Annotated in this window: 16 protein-coding genes; 14 read left to right on the forward strand and 2 right to left on the reverse strand. The window is 58.8% G+C overall.

The genetic code is table 11. The annotated features are described in order from the left end of the window. The first annotated feature begins 197 nt into the window (after positions 1-197). The 12 genes from argS to tatC all read left to right on the forward strand — a co-directional run bounded on the left by argS (position 198) and on the right by tatC (position 10,810). A complete protein-coding gene (argS, locus tag CFN46_RS12475; RefSeq protein WP_088743696.1) occupies positions 198-1,883 on the forward strand; it encodes an arginine--tRNA ligase in 1,686 nt (561 codons plus the stop codon). Positions 1,884-1,886: 3 nt separating this feature from the next. Further along, entirely contained in the window at positions 1,887-2,528 is a 642-nt protein-coding gene (locus CFN46_RS12480) for an SPOR domain-containing protein (protein ID WP_088743697.1), read from the forward strand. 346 nt (positions 2,529-2,874) lie between these two features. Further along, the gene (hslV, locus tag CFN46_RS12485; RefSeq protein WP_024951281.1) at positions 2,875-3,396 is read left to right on the forward strand and encodes an ATP-dependent protease subunit HslV; all 522 of its coding nucleotides are present in this window, start codon (positions 2,875-2,877) and stop codon (positions 3,394-3,396) included. A gap of 1 nt (position 3,397) precedes the next feature. After that, the gene (gene hslU / locus CFN46_RS12490) at positions 3,398-4,723 is read left to right on the forward strand and encodes an ATP-dependent protease ATPase subunit HslU (protein WP_024951280.1); all 1,326 of its coding nucleotides are present in this window, start codon (positions 3,398-3,400) and stop codon (positions 4,721-4,723) included. A 182-nt stretch (positions 4,724-4,905) separates the two neighbouring features. Further along, the gene (locus CFN46_RS12495) at positions 4,906-5,370 is read left to right on the forward strand and encodes a gamma-butyrobetaine hydroxylase-like domain-containing protein (protein WP_024951279.1); all 465 of its coding nucleotides are present in this window, start codon (positions 4,906-4,908) and stop codon (positions 5,368-5,370) included. A 135-nt stretch (positions 5,371-5,505) separates the two neighbouring features. After that, complete coding sequence (ubiE, locus tag CFN46_RS12500; RefSeq protein WP_024951278.1) at positions 5,506-6,252, forward strand: bifunctional demethylmenaquinone methyltransferase/2-methoxy-6-polyprenyl-1,4-benzoquinol methylase UbiE; 747 nt, start codon at positions 5,506-5,508, stop codon at positions 6,250-6,252. A gap of 7 nt (positions 6,253-6,259) precedes the next feature. Continuing rightward, positions 6,260-6,943, forward strand: a complete 684-nt coding sequence (locus tag CFN46_RS12505) for an SCP2 domain-containing protein (protein ID WP_088743698.1) — start codon at positions 6,260-6,262, stop codon at positions 6,941-6,943. Then, entirely contained in the window at positions 6,940-8,568 is a 1,629-nt protein-coding gene (gene ubiB / locus CFN46_RS12510) for a ubiquinone biosynthesis regulatory protein kinase UbiB (protein ID WP_024951276.1), read from the forward strand. Before CFN46_RS12505 ends, ubiB begins: the two co-directional genes overlap by 4 nt. A gap of 262 nt (positions 8,569-8,830) precedes the next feature. Further along, positions 8,831-9,166, forward strand: a complete 336-nt coding sequence (locus CFN46_RS12515) for a phosphoribosyl-ATP diphosphatase (RefSeq protein WP_024951275.1) — start codon at positions 8,831-8,833, stop codon at positions 9,164-9,166. A gap of 110 nt (positions 9,167-9,276) precedes the next feature. Then, positions 9,277-9,531, forward strand: a complete 255-nt coding sequence (tatA, locus tag CFN46_RS12520; RefSeq protein ID WP_024951274.1) for a Sec-independent protein translocase subunit TatA — start codon at positions 9,277-9,279, stop codon at positions 9,529-9,531. Between the two features lie 5 nt (positions 9,532-9,536). Further along, positions 9,537-10,013, forward strand: a complete 477-nt coding sequence (gene tatB / locus CFN46_RS12525) for a Sec-independent protein translocase protein TatB (RefSeq protein ID WP_088743699.1) — start codon at positions 9,537-9,539, stop codon at positions 10,011-10,013. Continuing rightward, positions 10,013-10,810: a twin-arginine translocase subunit TatC gene (tatC, locus tag CFN46_RS12530; protein ID WP_024951272.1), complete on the forward strand. Its 798-nt coding sequence runs from the start codon at positions 10,013-10,015 to the stop codon at positions 10,808-10,810. Before tatB ends, tatC begins: the two co-directional genes overlap by 1 nt. Before the next feature lie 134 nt (positions 10,811-10,944). Here tatC and elbB read toward each other — a convergent pair whose 3' ends face one another. Beyond that, positions 10,945-11,634 carry an isoprenoid biosynthesis glyoxalase ElbB gene (elbB, locus tag CFN46_RS12535; protein ID WP_088743700.1) on the reverse strand — a complete coding sequence of 230 codons (690 nt, stop codon included), beginning with the start codon at positions 11,632-11,634 and terminating at the stop codon, positions 10,945-10,947. Positions 11,635-12,054: 420 nt separating this feature from the next. On the opposite strand from elbB, the gene hemB reads away from it, so the two are divergent. Together hemB and ppk1 are read left to right on the forward strand one after the other, a co-directional pair. Continuing rightward, positions 12,055-13,074, forward strand: a complete 1,020-nt coding sequence (hemB, locus tag CFN46_RS12540) for a porphobilinogen synthase (protein ID WP_088743701.1) — start codon at positions 12,055-12,057, stop codon at positions 13,072-13,074. Between the two features lie 42 nt (positions 13,075-13,116). Then, positions 13,117-15,402: a polyphosphate kinase 1 gene (gene ppk1 / locus CFN46_RS12545; protein ID WP_024951269.1), complete on the forward strand. Its 2,286-nt coding sequence runs from the start codon at positions 13,117-13,119 to the stop codon at positions 15,400-15,402. Positions 15,403-15,649: 247 nt separating this feature from the next. Here ppk1 and CFN46_RS12550 read toward each other — a convergent pair whose 3' ends face one another. Next, a complete protein-coding gene (locus CFN46_RS12550; RefSeq protein WP_088743702.1) occupies positions 15,650-17,803 on the reverse strand; it encodes a PhoX family phosphatase in 2,154 nt (717 codons plus the stop codon). Positions 17,804-17,941 lie beyond the last annotated feature (138 nt).

Raw genomic sequence — 17,941 nt, forward strand, 5'->3', positions numbered from 1 at the left:
ATGCCATTGATCGCCGATTGATCGCGATGTGATTGCCCGCGGCGGTTTAAGCAAGACGCCGGATCGGTGATAATGACACCCATAGTGCATTCCTATCCGCACCCCCCTACTGCATCGCAGGCCTACCGCCTGCAGCTTCTGTCACCGTCATGCCGGCGATGGAAGCGCGATCTGAGCCGTGAAGAGACTGATATTCCATGAAAGAGACGATCATCGAACTGCTGGGCCAGGCCCTGGACTCCCTCAAGGCTGACGGCACAATCCCGAGCGATGCCAGCCCGCAGATCAAGGTCGATCCGACCAAGGACAAGACCCACGGCGACTACGCCAGCAATCTGGCGATGATGCTGTCCAAGGCTGCTGGCATGAAGCCGCGCGATCTGGCTGAAAAGTTGATTGCCGCACTACCAGCGTCCGAGGCCGTCTCCAAGGTTGAGATCGCAGGGCCCGGCTTCCTCAACTTCTTCGCCGACACTGGTGCTGTCGCCGACATCGTGCGCCGCGTGTTCAGCGAAGGCGAGCAATTTGGTCACAGCGAATTCGGGCGTGGCGAGAAGGTCCAGGTCGAGTTCGTATCAGCCAACCCGACTGGTCCGCTGCATGTCGGTCATGGCCGCGGCGCCGCGGTCGGTGACGTGCTGTGTCGCCTTTTATCCGCGACCGGACACGACGTCACCCGTGAGTTCTACTACAACGATGCTGGCGCACAGATCGATAATCTGGCGCTCTCCACTCAAGCACGCACCAAGGGCCTGGGCCCGGGTGATGCGAGCTGGCCGGAGAACGGTTACCGCGGTGACTACATCAGCGAACTGGCCGCCTCCTACATGGCCGGCGATACAGTTGAAGCTGATGGCAAGCAGGTCACTGGGGCAGCTGATACTGACGACCTGGACGCCATCCGTGTCTTCGCCGTTGCCTACCTGCGTCATGAGCAAGACCTTGACCTCAAGGCCTTCGGCGTCGAATTCGATGTCTACTTCCTCGAATCCTCGCTCTACAGCGAAGGCAAGGTCGAAGAGACCGTCAAGCGTCTGGTCGACAATGGCTATACCTACGAAGATGACGGCGCGCTATGGCTGCGCACCACCGACTTCGGCGATGACAAAGACCGCGTAATGCGCAAGCGTGACGGCGGCTACACCTACTTCTTGCCCGATGTCGCCTATCACTTCGACAAGTGGCAGCGTGGCTTCACCCAGGTCATCAACGAGCAGGGTGCTGATCACCATTCCACCGTGACCCGTGTACGCGCTGGTCTGCAAGCACTCAAGGCCGACATCCCCAAGGGTTGGCCGGACTACGTGTTGCACCAGATGGTGACCGTGATGCGCTCTGGCAAGGAAGTAAAACTCTCCAAGCGCGCCGGTAGCTACGTGACACTGCGTGATCTGATCGAGGAAGTTGGCCGCGATGCGACCCGCTACTTCCTCGCCGCGCGTCGTGCAGATTCCCAGTTGACCTTCGATATCGACCTGGCTCGCTCGCAGTCCAACGACAATCCGGTCTACTACATTCAGTACGCTCACGCCCGCGTGCACAGTGTCCTGCGCAAGGCTGATCGCGAAGACAAGTCCTTCGACGAAACCCTGGCCATGGCTCAGCTCACACTACTGACCAGCGATCAGGAAAAAGCCGTCATGAATCGCATGGCGCAATTCCCGGATGTCGTGAGCCACGCTGCACGCGTGCGCGAGCCGCAGCAGGTCGCTCAGTACCTGCAAGACCTCTCCTCCGACTTCCACACCTGCTACAACGCAGTGAAGGTGATGGTCGAGGACAATGCCACCCGTAACGCGCGCTTGGCGTTGGGGCTGGCGACCGCACAAGTCATTCGTAACGGCCTGGCCCTGCTGGGTGTCAGCGCTCCCGAGGAGATGTAAAACATGGCTGCTCGCCGTCCCGCCAGCAAGAAGCCCGCATCCCGTCAGGGCGCAAGCCCTCGCCGGCAGTCCGCTGTAACTCAAAGCCGCGGAATGCCGGGGTGGCTGTGGGGCATCATTGGCCTGATCGCCGGCTTTGCACTGGCGCAATACTTCGAGAAGCAGGCACCGCGCCTGCCAGTGGCCGCCATTGTGCCCAAGGCCAATACTCAACAGAACGGTCAGCAAGGCAATACGTCAACCAGCGACAAGCAGGGCAGCGCTAAAGAGGGCGCCAGCAGCGCCATGCCGACCTTCGAGTTCTACACGCTGCTACCGGAAACCGAGGTGATTGCACCCAAGGTGGAAGCATACAAGTCCACTCCGCGCCCGGGCAGCAAAGAGAGCACCAAGGCATCTACGGCATCCCTGACGAACTATATGCTGCAGGCGGCTTCATTCCGTGAGATGGGTGATGCCAAGAAGCTGGCGGGCAAGCTCAAGGACCTGGGACTGCTGGCCAAGGTCAGTGATGTCAATGCTTCGGGGGGAACGGTGTGGCATCGGGTGCAGGTCGGTCCTTATAAAGACACTCGCGAGCTCAACCGCGCGCAAGACCTGATGAATACTCAGGGCATCGAGCCGCTACTGATCAAGCTCCAGTAACATGGTCGCCGGCTCAGGCTAGATGGCCGGGCCACGGCATGCGTTATCTGCAACACATCAGCAGCAGCCAACAGCCGATAGCAAACGGGCCCGCTCATTACATGAGCGGGCCCGTTTTGTTTGTAACAGCACCAGTCCCCTTCAACGCACCTTGACCGGCCACTTGAAACCCATCATAGCGCCCCCATTTAGTGCTTTCCGGCGAGTTGTCAGCACTGATGACAAGTACTCGACAGCCGCCAACCGTATTCCGCCGATGAGGCCTATGCCTTGTCTGCCCAGTCATATCATGCCCGGCTCTGTTCATCTTATTCCAATCGCCGGCATGTTCTCTCAGGAGTCTCCCATGACCACGATCGTCTCCGTGCGTCGCAACGGCCAGGTCGCTCTGGCTGGTGACGGCCAGGTATCCCTTGGCAACACCGTAATGAAAGGCAATGCCGCCAAGGTGCGTCGCCTGTATCGCAATCAGGTGTTGGCCGGTTTCGCAGGCGGCACCGCTGATGCCTTCACGCTATTCGAGCGTTTTGAAGCACAGCTGGAGAAGTATCAAGGCCAGCTGGTCAAGTCAGCCGTAGAGCTTGCCAAGGAATGGCGCTCCGACCGTGCTCTGCGCAAGCTGGAAGCCATGCTGGTCGTCGCTGACAAACATTCCTCGCTGATCATCACCGGTAACGGCGATGTCGTTGAACCCGAGCACGGCGTGCTGGCCATCGGCTCCGGCGGCAACTTCGCTGAAGCCGCTGCCCGTGCCCTGCTCGATAATACTGAGCTATCCGCTCGCGAAATCACCGAGAAATCCATCGCCATTGCGGCCGATATCTGTGTCTTCACCAATCACAATGTCATTGTCGAGGAGCTGTCCTGAGATGTCCCAGATGACCCCGAAGGAAATCGTCAACGCCCTCGACCAGCACATCGTTGGTCAGCCGGAAGCCAAACGCGCCGTCGCAGTGGCCATGCGCAATCGCTGGCGTCGCATGCAACTCGATGACGATCTGCGCCCTGAAGTCACGCCCAAGAACATTCTGATGATTGGCCCGACCGGTGTCGGTAAGACTGAGATCGCGCGTCGTCTGGCCAAGCTTGCCGGTGCGCCCTTCCTCAAGATCGAAGCGACCAAGTTCACTGAAGTGGGCTATGTCGGCCGTGACGTCGAATCCATCATTCGTGATCTGGTCGAAGTCGGCCTCAAGCTGGTCCGTGAAGATGCGATGAAGGAAGTGCGCGACAAGGCAGAAGATGCTGCCGAAGAGCGTATTATCGATGCCCTGCTACCGCGTGTGCGAGGCGAAGAGTATGACGCTGCCTCCAACAACAGCAGCACGCGCCAGATGTTCCGCAAGAAGCTGCGTGAAGGTCAACTGGACGACAAGGAAATCGACATCGAGCTGAGCCCAGCCAGCCAGAGCCTTGATTTCGCCACCCCGCCGGGGATGGAAGAAATGACCAACCAGCTGCAATCCATGTTCTCCAACATGGGCAAGCAGCAGAAAGAAAATCGTCGCATCAGCGTCAAGGAAGCCCTCAAGCTGGTCCTTGAGGAAGAAGCGGCCAAGATGGTCAGCGACGAAGATCTCAAGAGCCGTGCCATCGAGGCGGTCGAGCAGAACGGCATCGTGTTCCTCGACGAAATCGACAAGGTTGCCAAGCGCGGCGAAACCGGCAGCGGTGGCGATGTCTCTCGTGAAGGTGTGCAGCGCGATCTGCTGCCGCTGATCGAAGGCTCTACCGTCTCCACCAAGCACGGCATGGTAAAGACGGATCACATCCTGTTCATCGCCTCCGGTGCATTCCATCTGACCAAGCCGTCGGACTTGATTCCCGAGCTACAGGGGCGCCTGCCGATTCGCGTCGAACTCAATGCACTGACGCCGGATGACTTCAAGCGCATCCTGACAGAGCCGTCCGCCGCACTGATTCGTCAGTACAAGGGCCTACTGGCGACTGAAGGGGTCGAGCTGACCTTTGCTGACGATGCAATTGAGCGCATCGCGCAGATCGCTTATCAGGTCAACGAAGGCACTGAAAATATCGGTGCCCGTCGTCTGCACACCGTGATGGAGCGTCTGCTGGAAGAGATATCCTACGAAGGTGCTGATCAAGCGGGAGCACTCACCATTGATGCTGCCTACGTCGATGAGCGCCTGGGTGATCTGGCACGTGACGAAGACCTGTCACGCTATATCCTGTAAAAACGCGCCACTCTTCTACACCCAGCACTTCTGACGCCCGATCCGGCTTGGCCCGGCTCGGGCGTCAGTGCATCATGGGGGAGCCGTCACGTTGCGGGCCACTGATACTCAACGAGCCCAGCCATTACGCCTAATTCTGCCGACTAGCGCTTGCTTGTCTGGCCGCCTGAGAGGATTTCCCGATGAGCCACGACACACCCTCCGAGCCCAGCGCACCCAACGAACATCAATATCGCGTACATGAGCGTCAGGCGCGTAATGCCGAGGAAGCGCCAGTCCCCACTCGTGTGCACTATCACAAGTCCGAGCGCGAACTGGAACTGGGCTACGCCGATGGCCAGACCTTCCGACTCAGCACAGAATTCCTGCGCGTGATGTCGCCGTCTGCCGAGGTGCGTGGTCACGGGGCGGGACAGGAAACCTTGCAGGTCGGCATGCGCCACGTCGGACTGGCCAATATCACCCAAAGTGGCCGCTACGCGCTCAAGTTGCACTTCGACGACGGCCACGACAGCGGACTCTACACCTGGGAATATTTGTGGGAACTGGCCAATCGCCGCGACGCCATGTGGGCCTATTACCTGCGCCAGCTGGAAGAGGCCGGTGCCTCCCGTGAGCCGCTGGGCATTCCGCTCAATCAGTTATAGAGCGCAAGGCAACACCACAGTGCTGCGGCATCATGCCAAAAGACAGCCCGCTGGCCAGCGGTTACAATCGAGCCACTGCGAAAGCTCACCATATGCGCTGATGCCGCCTCGCGCGGCATCACAACAGGGGAAGTCATGGACAAGCGTACGACCCACTTCGGTTATCAAGAAGTTGCCGTGGAAGAGAAGGCAGGCCGCGTCGCCGATGTCTTCCATAGTGTCGCCGCCAAGTACGACGTGATGAACGACCTGATGTCATTTGGGGTCCACCGTCTGTGGAAGCGCATCACCCTGGAGCGGGCCGGTGCCCGTCCGGGTCATACCGTGCTGGATATCGCCGGGGGGACTGGCGATCTGACGCTCAAGTTCTCGCGTCTGGTCGGTCCGCGTGGCCGCGTGGTGCTGGCAGACATCAATGCCTCGATGCTCAACGTCGGTCGCGACAAGCTGATCGACAACGGTGTCGGCGGCAATGTCGAGTACGTGCAGGCCAATGCCGAGGCGCTGCCCTTCCCGGACAACACCTTCGACATCATCACCATCGCCTTTGGACTGCGTAATGTCACGGATCAGGCCAAGGCCCTGCGCTCGATGCAGCGCATCCTCAAGCCGGGCGGCCGTCTACTGGTGCTGGAGTTCTCCAAGCCGGTCAATCCGCTACTCTCTACCGCTTACGACCAGTACAGCTTCCGCCTGCTACCGAAGATGGGTGAGCTGGTCGCTGGCGACGCCGACTCTTATCGCTACTTGGCTGAATCCATCCGTATGCACCCTGATCAGAAGACGCTGGCCGGCATGATGGAAGACGCGGGACTTGAGCGTGTCGAGTACACCAATCTGACGGGCGGTATCGTCGCACTGCACCGCGGCATCAAGCTCTGAGGCTGCCATGGCACTGCTGACTCCCCTGCTATTGGCGACGGCTGAGCGAACGCTCAATCAGCTACTCGCCCGCGACCCGGCTTCCACCACGCGTCTCAATGCGCTGGCCGGCCGGCGTCTGCTCTTGCGGATCGAACGACCCGCCTTTGACCTGCTGGTGCACTTCGATCTGCAGGGTCTACATCTGTTACGCCTACCGGACGCGAAAGAAAGCGACGGCGATGTCGTGGTAGAGCTCAACATGGAAACTGCTGCCGCGTTGCTCTCCGGCGAGCCGATCGAGCGATTGATGTTCGAGGGCCGTTTGGCAGTCCGCGGACGCATTCATCTGCTGGAAAGTGCTCGTGATCTGGTGATGGATCTTGATCTGGACTGGGAAGGCGCGCTAGCCGAATGGTTTGGCGAAACCCCCGGCCATAGCCTGGCCAATGGCCTGCGCAGTCTGGGGCGCTTTGGCCTGACCAGTCATCGCGAGCTGGAGCTCGACCTACGCGAGTACCTCACCGAGGAAGCGCGTTGGCTACCCGGCCATGCGCAGATAAAGGTCGCGCGTGACGAACTGACCGAGCTGACCCAGTGCCTAGACCGTACCGAGGCACGCCTCACACGCTTGCACCGCCACCTTGAAGCCACAACGACTTCATCGCCCCTCCCATTTAATCCTTATGACCGGGAGTGCCAGCCGTCGTGAGACTCTATCGCCTGCTGAGCATCCTGTGGGTCATCGCTCGCTATCGACTCGACAACCTGATTCCTCTCGCGCGCGTGCCGGCGCTACTACGGCCGCTGGTCAAGCTATCGCCGCTGTGCCTGTTTCCTGTCGGCAGCCGCTCGCGCGGTGAACGACTGAGACTGGCACTGGAAGCACTAGGACCGATCTTCATCAAGTTCGGTCAGATGCTATCCACTCGTCGTGATTTGCTGCCAGCTGATATAGCCGACGAGCTCAAGCGCCTTCAGGACCAGGTGCCCCCTTTCGAGAATCAGGTGGCGCGTGAGCTGGTGGAGCAGGAACTGGGCATGTCAGTCGAGGAGGCTTTCGCCGAGTTCGAGGCGCAACCGCTGGCTTCGGCCTCGATCGCTCAGGTGCATGCGGCGCGCCTTCATGATGGCTCGGATGTCGTCGTGAAAGTCATTCGCCCCCGCATTGATCAAGTGATGCGTCAGGACATTGGGCTGCTATATCTATTCGCGCGCATCCTGATGAAGATATCACCGGAAGCGCGCCGTCTACGCCCGGTAGAAGTCGTCTCTGACTACGAAGCGACGCTGTTCGATGAACTGGACATGCACAAGGAAGCGGCCAACACCTCCCAGCTCAAGCGCAACTTCCTCGACTCGCCACTGCTCTACGTACCCGCCATCCACTGGCCGCTGACACGGCGCCGGGTGATGGTCCAGGAGCGCATTCGCGGCATCCCCGTCGCGGAGATCGATGAGCTGGAGGCACAGGGCACTGATCTGAAGAAGCTGGCAGAGCGCGGTGTGGAGATATTCTTCACTCAGGTCTTCCGCGACAACTTCTTCCATGCTGACATGCATCCCGGCAACATCTTCGTCTCGCGTGAGAACCCCCATGATCCGCAATTCATCGCCATTGACTGCGGTATCGTCGGCAGCCTGACGCGTGAAGATCAGGACTATCTGGCGCGCAACCTGCTGGCCTTCTTCCGTCAGGATTATTACGAGGTGGCCGTCCTACACATCGAATCTGGCTGGGTCGGCGAAGGCACGCGTGCCAATGAGTTTGCCGCTGCCATTCGTGCAGTCTGCGAGCCGATTCTCGAGAAGCCGCTCAAGGACATCAGCTTCGGCCAGGTGCTGCTGGGCCTGTTCCAGACCGCGCGGCGCTTCAACATGGAAGTTCAGCCACAACTGGTGTTGCTGCAAAAGACACTGCTCAACATCGAAGGGTTGGGCCGCCAGCTGTATCCGGAGCTGGATCTGTGGGCCACCGCGCGCCCCTATCTGGAGCGCTGGATGAAGGAGCGCGCCGGTCCCAAGGCGTTCTGGAACGAGATGCTCAAGCAGGCTCCTGAGCTATCTCATCAGCTGCCACAGCTACCGGTGATGGCCTTCCAGGCGCTTGAGCGCATAGAGGACGAGCACCGTGCACGCACGCGTCAAACCGAGGCCATCACTACGCTGCGCGATCGTGTCTCCGGTGCTGCCAGCACCAGCTGGCGCCTACGAGCAGGAGCGCTACTGGTCGCAGGTGCACTGGGGTGGCAACCGCTGATGGCCTGGGCGGATACTCAGCCTCCGTTAGTACTGGTCGGCGCAGGACTCGGCATACTATTGCTGCTGTGGCGCTGAGCCTATCCGTAGGCCGTATATGGGCTTATTGTCAGCGTGGCTTGCCCGCCCATTGAGTGCAGTGCAATATGAATGTCATGTAACGCTTGCATCCTGAGTCGCATGCCCGAGAGACACTCGCGGGTAGCTGACGAGATGTACGCTCTGTTCTATAGACGACACGTCTGCTTCACGTCTGTAGAACACGATTTGATGCTTTTTGCAGTGATGCTTTTTTTGCAGAGATGCTTTTTTGAAGCGATGCTTTCAGGAACGATGATTCATGAGTGATATTCTCAACCGCCTGTCGGTAGTACTGGCAGAGCGGCGCGACGCTGACCCGACCTCCTCCTATGTCGCAAGCCTGCATCACAAGGGGCTCAACAAGGTACTGGAGAAGATCGGTGAAGAGGCGACCGAGACAGTACTGGCCGCCAAGGATTTCACGCAGGACGATGTGGACTCCCATCGTGCACTGATCGGTGAAACTGCCGACCTGTGGTTCCATTCCCTGGTCATGCTGTCGCATCTAGGGTTGGACCATCAGGAAGTGCTGGATGAGCTGGCGCGCCGCTTTGGCGTTTCAGGCCACGATGAAAAGGCCGCTCGCGGTCAGTGATGGATCAGCAATCTCCCGGCGCAAGCCGTACTCCTCGGCAGCGGTGATGACACCCTGCAAGACTCAAGGCCTCATGACCTGGTGTCAGCGGCCAAAACGGAGAACTTCCCATGTTAGGTGGCATTAGTATCTGGCAGCTCCTGATCGTCCTCGGCATCATCATCTTGATCTTCGGAACCAAGAAACTACGTAACGTCGGCTCGGATCTTGGCGGCGCGGTAAAAGGCTTCAAGGGCGCCATGAAGGAAGAAGAGAAAAAATCAGAAGAGACGGCTGCTCAGCAGAAGGTCGCTCATGAAGAGTCGCGCGGCGAAACCATCGATGTCGAGGCTAAAAGCCACGATACCGCTGACAAGCGCTCGTAACCCGCATGTTCGATATCGGCTTTTTTGAACTGGCACTGATCGCGCTGCTGGCGTTGATTGTGCTCGGCCCGGAGCGTCTGCCTCGGGCCGCCCGTACGGCGGGCCTGTGGCTGGGCCGCATCAAACGCAGCGTCTCGGGTATCCAGCAGGAAATCAGTGCTCAGCTGGAAGCCGAAGAGCTGCGCCAGACGCTCAGTGAGCAGAAGAAGCAGCTCGATGAGACTTTGGCTCACGCACGCAATGAAGCACGTGATGTGGAGAACAGCATCACACAGCCGACATCCCCTGCTGACCCGGTACCTTCTGTCGCCAAGGCACCTTCTCTCGACAAGGCTTCTGCTGTCGACAAGGCACCGACTGTCGATAATACATCTACCGTGCTGCCTACGCCCGAGAGCTCCCGTCCCGCTGGGGCTGGCAAGCCCGACGGTGAGCCGGACGCCGCATCCATCACCAGTGAGTCACGGGAGCCGCGTTCCTGATGAGTGATCCGCATGCCCCGGAGTCGGGTTCGTCCTCTACGGGCGAGACTGTCCACGCCCCGCTCATCGAGCATCTGATCGAGCTACGCTCACGACTGCTGCGTGCCACCGTCGTCGTATTGGTGGTGTTCGCTGCGCTGTATGGCTTCTCCAATCAGATCTATCTCTATGTGGCTGAGCCTCTGATGGCGCTGCTGCCGCCAGGGTCTCAGATGATCGCCACCGAAGTGGCATCGCCCTTTCTGGCGCCCTTCAAGCTGACACTCGTGGTGGCGCTATTCCTGGCCATCCCCATGGTGCTATATCAGGCGTGGGCCTTCATTGCACCAGGACTCTACGAGAACGAGAAAGCACTGGCATTGCCATTGCTCGCCTCCAGCATTGTGTTGTTCTATGCCGGCGCTGCCTTCGCGTACTACGTGGTGTTCCCGCTGCTGTTCAAGTTCTTTACCACTACAGGCCCCGAGAACGTGGCGATCATGACGGACATCAATCAATATCTGAATTTTGTCCTCAAGTTGTTCTTCGCCTTCGGTGTCGCGTTTGAGATTCCCATCGCTACCTTCCTGCTGATCTGGACAGGCGCCACGTCAGTTGAGGCACTAAGCAAAAAGCGTCCCTACATCGTGATCGGCTGCTTCGTGGTTGGCATGATGTTGACGCCGCCAGATGTGATTTCTCAATCACTGCTGGCGATTCCGATGTGGCTGTTATTTGAAGTGGGCATTCTGTCGGCACGCTTCTTCAAGCGTCGTCGCGCATTGCCAGCGAAAGATGCCACACAAGAACCATCGTAAGCGTGCGACAAGCTAGCTAGCCGTGCATCGTCCAAACGCAAACACCCCGCCATTGGCGGGGTGTTTGCGTTTTATATCTTGAAAGTCGTGTCTGGCTTCATGAGTGGTTAACGCGAGTTACCATTCACCGGCGGCTAGTTCTGCTTATCCGCCTCACGTGCCTGATCATCCGTGATCCAGCCATCGATACGATCCACCAGCTTGAAAATACCTTCGGCTGCTTCACTGATGCGCTCAGCCAGCATGTAGGCAGGCGTGGTAATGACGCGATTGGCAGCGTCGATCACGATATCCGTCACTTCACAACTCTTGTGCAAGCCGCCCTGCGCACTGATGGCACCTGCGACACTGGCATCGCTACCCACGGTAACGGAAATGCCCTGCCCTAACAGCTGCGGCACCATTACCGGCGCAATGCACATCACACCAATCGGCTTGCCTTCCTCATGGAAGGGCTGCACTACGGCGCGCAGGCCCTCGACAACCTCTAAATCAGCACCCTTGACAGCAAAGTTGCTCAGATTCTTGGCGGCACCAAAGCCACCGGGCAAAATCAGTGCATCAAAATCATCGACAGAGAGCTCATCCAGAGGGCGCACCTTGCCACGCGCCAGACGTGCAGACTCGACCAGTACATTGCGGGTCTCGTCCATCTCTTCACCAGTGGAATGATTGATCACATGGTGCTGATCGATATCGGGCGCAAAGCATTCATAGACAATGCCCAACTGATCGAGGCGCAGCATGGTCAAGGTCGTTTCGTAGATTTCGGAGCCATCGTAGACACCGCAACCGGAAAGGATCAGGGCTACCTGCTTGGTCATGGGGTACTCCATTGACGGTGAGATGTTTCCGGCGGCGGCCGGATAGGTCAGAAAGACATACTCAAACAACGGGCAGTGACAACCGTGCAGGTGAAGGATGCCAATGCGCCAATGACTCAAGACTATGGGCAGGCCAGCGACAACTCAAGCCATGACCGCGTCATCTCATTTCACTGCATCCTGCGCTGTACCATTGCTATGTATCACAGCCTTACATCCAACGCGACATCGTGCCTCACACCACGCCCCTGCCGCAGCCGGATAGCACTGATATACTCAAGACACCGACGCTGGCCCTGTGCCAGCACCTTGCTTCCCGTCCGTATCGACCGGCCGTCCTTGTAATATCATTGAAATATTATAAATCTAGACTGCCAGCGTCCATCACGAGACCGGACCAGCCGACCCGGAGAGTGATTCTTGAGCCAACGTACCCCGCGCCAGTTTCCTGCGACTCGCATGCGCCGCATGCGCAAGGACGATTTCTCTCGCCGCCTGATGCGTGAAAATCAGCTGACGGCTGATGACCTGATCCTGCCGGTCTTTGTGCTGGAAGGCGCACAACGTCGTGAGTCCGTGCCCAGCATGCCTGGCGTCGAGCGACTGTCCATCGACCTTCTGATTGAGGAATGCCGTGAAGTGCACGCACTAGGCGTGCCCGCCATCGCACTCTTCCCTGTGATGGATACCGAGGCGAAGACGCTCTACGCAGAAGAGTCCTACAACCCCTCAGGCTTGGTACAGCGCTGCGTACGTGCCCTCAAGGAAGCGCTGCCGACGTTAGGCGTGATCACCGATGTGGCGCTGGACCCCTACACCACACACGGCCAGGACGGCATCCTGGATGATGATGGTTACGTGCTCAATGATCGCACCGTCGAGACGCTGATCAAGCAGGCGCTGTCGCATGCCGAAGCCGGCGCGGATGTCATTGCGCCCTCCGATATGATGGACGGTCGCATTGGCTCGATTCGTGCCATGCTGGAACAGGAAGGCCTGATCAATACGCGCATCATGGCGTATTCGGCCAAGTACGCCTCGAACTACTATGGCCCCTTCCGTGACGCTGTCGGTTCCAGCAGCAATCTGGGCAAGGCGGACAAACAGACCTACCAGATGGACCCCGCCAACAGCGATGAAGCCATGCACGAAGTCGCCATGGACGTGGCCGAAGGCGCCGACATGGTGATGGTCAAACCGGGAATGCCGTACCTGGATGTCGTCACGCGCGTGAAGACCGAATTGCAGGTGCCGACCTTTGCTTATCAGGTGAGCGGTGAATATGCCATGCACATGGCCGCCTTCCAGAATGGTTGGCTGGAGGCTGACAAGGTCATCCTCGAGTCGCTGATGTGCTTCAAGCGTGCGGGTGCCGACGGCATTCTCACCTACTTTGCCCGCCGGGCTGCCGAGCTATTGGCGGAAAAGAATCGCCTTTGACAACCCCGGCGACTGCGGCTGACCGGGATCATGGAGTTGATGATGGAACAGACGCACAAGCACACCCGTGACGACCCCTCGGATACTCTGGCAGAGGTCAGTACACGCAACTCGGAAGCTGTCACACCGGCAGCTTCCGGCGATATTCAAATCAGCGGGTCTGATCTACCGACGGATGAGCCGCCAGCGCTTGAGCCTCCTCCTTTGCGCGTCAATCGGACCCGGACCGGCATTCATGCCAAGGTCACGCCCTCACCGGAAGCGGACCTCGCCGACCCTGCCCTGTACTTCAACCGCGAGCTGTCCAACCTTCAGTTCAACATCCGCGTACTCGAACAGGCGCAGGACACCTCGCACCCGCTGCTAAATCGGCTGATGTTCCTGCTGATCTTCACGTCCAACATGGACGAGTTCTTCGAAATCCGCGTGGCGGGTCTCAAGCATCAGATCGCCTTTGATCGTACTGACCCCGGTCCTGATGGACTGCTGCCTGGCAAGGTGCTGGATGAGATATCCCGCGTCACCCATGAGCAAGTGGAGCGCCAGTACCGCATTCTCAATGAGGAGCTGATACCGGCCCTCGAAGAACAGCACATCCGCTTTCGCCGCCGCAATCAGTGGAATTCCAAGCAGAAAACCTGGGTGCGTAGTTACTTCGAGGACGAGATTCAGCCCGTCATCAGCCCTATAGGCCTCGACCCATCTCATCCCTTCCCACGACTGGTCAACAAGAGCCTCAACTTCATCGTCGAGCTCGAGGGTAAAGATGCCTTCGGTCGTGAAGGCGGCTTGGCCATTCTGCCCGCCCCGCGCTCATTGCCTCGCCTGATCCGCGTCCCCGATGCCATCACCGATGCCGGTTACACCGAGTATGTCTTCCTGTCGTCGATGATCCACGCGCATGCCCAGGAGTTATTTCCGGGGATGAAGATCAAGGGCTGCTATCAGTTTCGTCTGACGCGCAACGCCGATCTGTCAGTGGATGCAGAGGATGTCTCGGACCTGGCCTCCGCGCTGCGTGGCGAGCTGCTGGCACGCCGCTATGGCGACGGTGTACGCCTGGAGGTAGCGGACAACTGCCCCGAGACGCTCTACACCTTCCTGCTCAAGCAATTCGAGCTGGAGCTGCGTGATCTCTATCAGGTCAAGGGACCCGTCAATCTCAATCGTCTGATGGAAGTGATTGGTGATGTCGGCCGTGAAGACCTGCTCTACACGCCCTTTACTCCCGGCATTCCCAAGGCGCTCAAGGGCGACGGTAGCCTGTTTGATGCCATCCGCCGCGAAGACATCCTGCTGCATCACCCGTTCCAGTCGTTCTCGCCGGTCGAGAATCTACTGGCCGAAGCGGCGCGCGACCCCAACGTGTTGGCGATCAAGCAGACGCTGTATCGCACCGGTGCCGATTCCAACATCGTCTCATCACTGGTGGAAGCCGCACGCCAGGGCAAGGAGATCACGGTCGTGATCGAGCTGCGCGCCCGCTTCGATGAAGCAGACAATCTGCAGCTGGCGTCACGCCTGCAGGAAGCCGGCGCCATCGTCATCTACGGCGTGATGGCCTACAAGACGCACGCCAAGATGCTGCATATCGTGCGTCGTGAGCATGGTCAGTTACGTCACTATGCACATCTGGGCACCGGCAACTATCACGCCAAGACGGCACGCCTCTATACCGACTACAGCCTGCTGACCTCCAACGAGACGCTGTGTGAAGACGTTCACAAGGTCTTCCAACAGCTGACCGGCATGGGTAAGCAGCGCACGATCGAAAAGCTGCTGCATGCACCCTTTACCCTACATGAGCGCATGGTGGAGATGATTGATCGCGAGACGCGCAACGCCGAGAAAGGCAAACGGGCGCACGTCATCGTCAAGTGCAACTCACTGACCGAGCCCAAGCTGATTCGTGCGTTGTATCGCGCCTCGCGCGCGGGCGTACAGTGTGACCTGATCATTCGGGGTGTGTGCTGCCTACGCCCGGATGTACCGGGCATCTCCGACAACATTCGCGTACGCTCAGTGATCGGACGCTTCCTTGAGCACACTCGCACCTTCCACTTCCACAATGCAGGCAATCCAGAGACCTGGTGCTCCAGCGCGGACTTCATGGAGCGCAACATGTTCCACCGCGTCGAGACCTGCTTCCCATTACTCGACAAGAAGCTGGCCCAGCGCGTGCGCAAGGACCTGGACACCTATCTGGTCGACAACTGCCAGAGCTGGCGCCTGGAGAGCGATGGGCATTATACCCAGCTGGATGCAGGTGATGCCGAACCGATCAGCGTGCAAGAAACGCTATTGTTCGCCTACGCCGCCAAGGCCTGATTTCTTATTTCTTCCCCGCCATCACCGACACTCTCGGCCCTTTCGGCTCTTTCGGCCCTCATGCTAACGCGTGAGGGCCGTTTTCGTTATGAGCAACATCGCACAACACCATCACACAGGATGTTCGTCACGACTCTGCTCGCTTGATGAGCGCTGGTCTGACACAGACACACATGAAAAAGCCCCCGCATCACAGATGCAGGGGCTTCATTGACACTCTGGCGTGATCCGTCACACCACCAGCGTCTCAGACACCGACCTGGCCGCCATCAGCGCGCTGAATCACGACGGTGGATGCACGCGGACGCACGCTCCCTTGTGTCACGGCAGTAGCATCATCGTCCTGCGGCCAGTTCCCCGGATGCTGGATGTTGACGAACAGCGCTGTTCTGTCGGGTGTCGCGAAGATTCCAGTCACTTCACAAGCATTCGGACCAACCGCGAAACGCTTGAGTTGCGCCTGGTTATCGGCACCAATCACGGCTGCATCGCCTTCAGCCTGCTGAAGTGCAGCCGGTACAACCGCCAGCACCTGATCATTGGTGGCTTCTGTCACGCCCTCATAACCGTTATCGGTCTCGATCCACAGAATACCCTGCCCTCCTTCGCGCTCATCGAAGTACAGGCCATCCGGGCTTGCGAACTGATTCATCTCGGTCAGGCCTGACAAGTTGTCAGCATCGCTGGCGGCGGCGCCAAAAACGAAAATCTCCCAGTCAAACTCGGCGTGCGCATCAGACTCGCGCCAGCGGATGATCTGGCCCGCCTCATTATCTGCACGTGGGTTGGCTGCGTTAACCGGGGCGGTTTCAAAGCCGACACCTGGCGCTTCGATGGCAGTGCCTTGGGTGGTGTAGCTCGCGGCACTGCCTTGCCCGGTACGCTTGGAGTTGTTGGTCAGTGTCATGTAGACCTCACCCGAGACCGGATCGACAGCGCCCCATTCAGGGCGGTCCATCGGCGTTGCCCCCATCAGGTCTGCTGCATCGGCGGTATTGATAATGATACCAGCGAGGTCATCAGTGGCCAGATTCAGCGCCGAGGCGAGCGTACGGCCATCTCTGGTGACGGAATCCGGCACCAGCTTCAACCACTTGCCCGTGCCATCTGCCGCAAATTGGGCGACATACAGCGTGCCCTTGTCCATGTACTTGTCGCCGATCGCCAGGCGGTCTTTCACCTCACCGGCAACATGCGCATCCGCGGCATTCCAGACGACATCCGACACGAACTTGTAGATGTACTCGTTGCGGGAGTCGTGGCCGGAGTAGAAGACGACCGGCTGACCCTCGACCAGCTTGCCCGGCCAGCAGCCTTCGTGCCGAAAACGTCCCAGTGCGGTACGCTTGACGGCCTTCTCGCCGGTGTAGGGATCAATCTCGACGATATAGCCGAAGGCGCGTGGCTCGTTGCGATAATCCTTGTCGGCGCTGTCAGCGGTGGGAGTATTGTCGAAACGCGCGAACTCACCATTGATCTCGCTGGTATCCCCAGCTGCCGTTTCCCAGCCATAACGTCCACGTTCAAGCTCAATGCCGATACGATCATCATCCTGCTGGCGATTGTCACGCTTGACGAAATAACCCGGCCAGTTCTCTTCACAGGTCAGGTAGGTGCCCCACGGCGTATAGCCATTGGCGCAGTTGTTATTGGTGCCACGCGCCAACATGCCGTCCGGCGAGAAGAGCGTCTTGACGTAATCACTGCCTGCCACCGGTCCGCTCAATTTCATCTCGCTGGCGCTGGTGATGCGCCGGTTATACTTCGAATCTGTGACGACGCTCCACGTGCCGGCCGTATCTTTCTTGATCTCGACGACGGACACACCATGCGCATTGATCTCGGTGCGCACTTCATCGGCCGGACGCTTGCCTGTCTCGGCGTTGGTCGCGCCGCCCTTCGGTGCCCACAATGCGTCCTGATCGATGTATTCGTTGTTCATTACCAGCAGAAAATGACTGGAGGCTGTCGCGGCGCTCAGGGAAAAATTGTGCATGCCATCGTGATGCATGCCAATGCTGTTGGCCTGAATCTCGGGCGTCAGCGCCAGGTCTTCACGCCAATGCGGCGCAGCGTCATTGAGCGGTGTGCCCCACGGTGCAAGCACCTGAGCGGTATAACCAGCGGGTACCACGAAGGCATCAGTGCGCGAGCCATTGATGGATTCGAAGGCTAGGGTCAGTGGTGTCTTCTCAGCTACGGGCGTCTTCTGCTTGCTGGCATCGCTATGGGCAGCACCACTGACACCGGCAAGACCAAAGCCTCCCAAGACGCTGACAGCCGCCATGCCCAGGCCGCCCTGCAACACATTACGGCGAGAGACATGCTTTTCGATGACAGATGAAAACGGCTCATTGCTACTGGCATTCAGTAGACGATGATCTTCAATTTCCTTGCTCATGAATATTTCCCGGGTCAGGTGGCGGGTGATTCTTCTGGGACATGGCAGCTAATCGCATGCCAAAGACCACAGAAGTGATACGCGAACCGGATGACATTCATGTGACGCGGCCAAGGCAGCCCCTCAGAAACAACAACG

The organism is Cobetia sp. QF-1 (genome assembly GCF_002213105.1).
Classification (GTDB): domain Bacteria; phylum Pseudomonadota; class Gammaproteobacteria; order Pseudomonadales; family Halomonadaceae; genus Cobetia; species Cobetia crustatorum.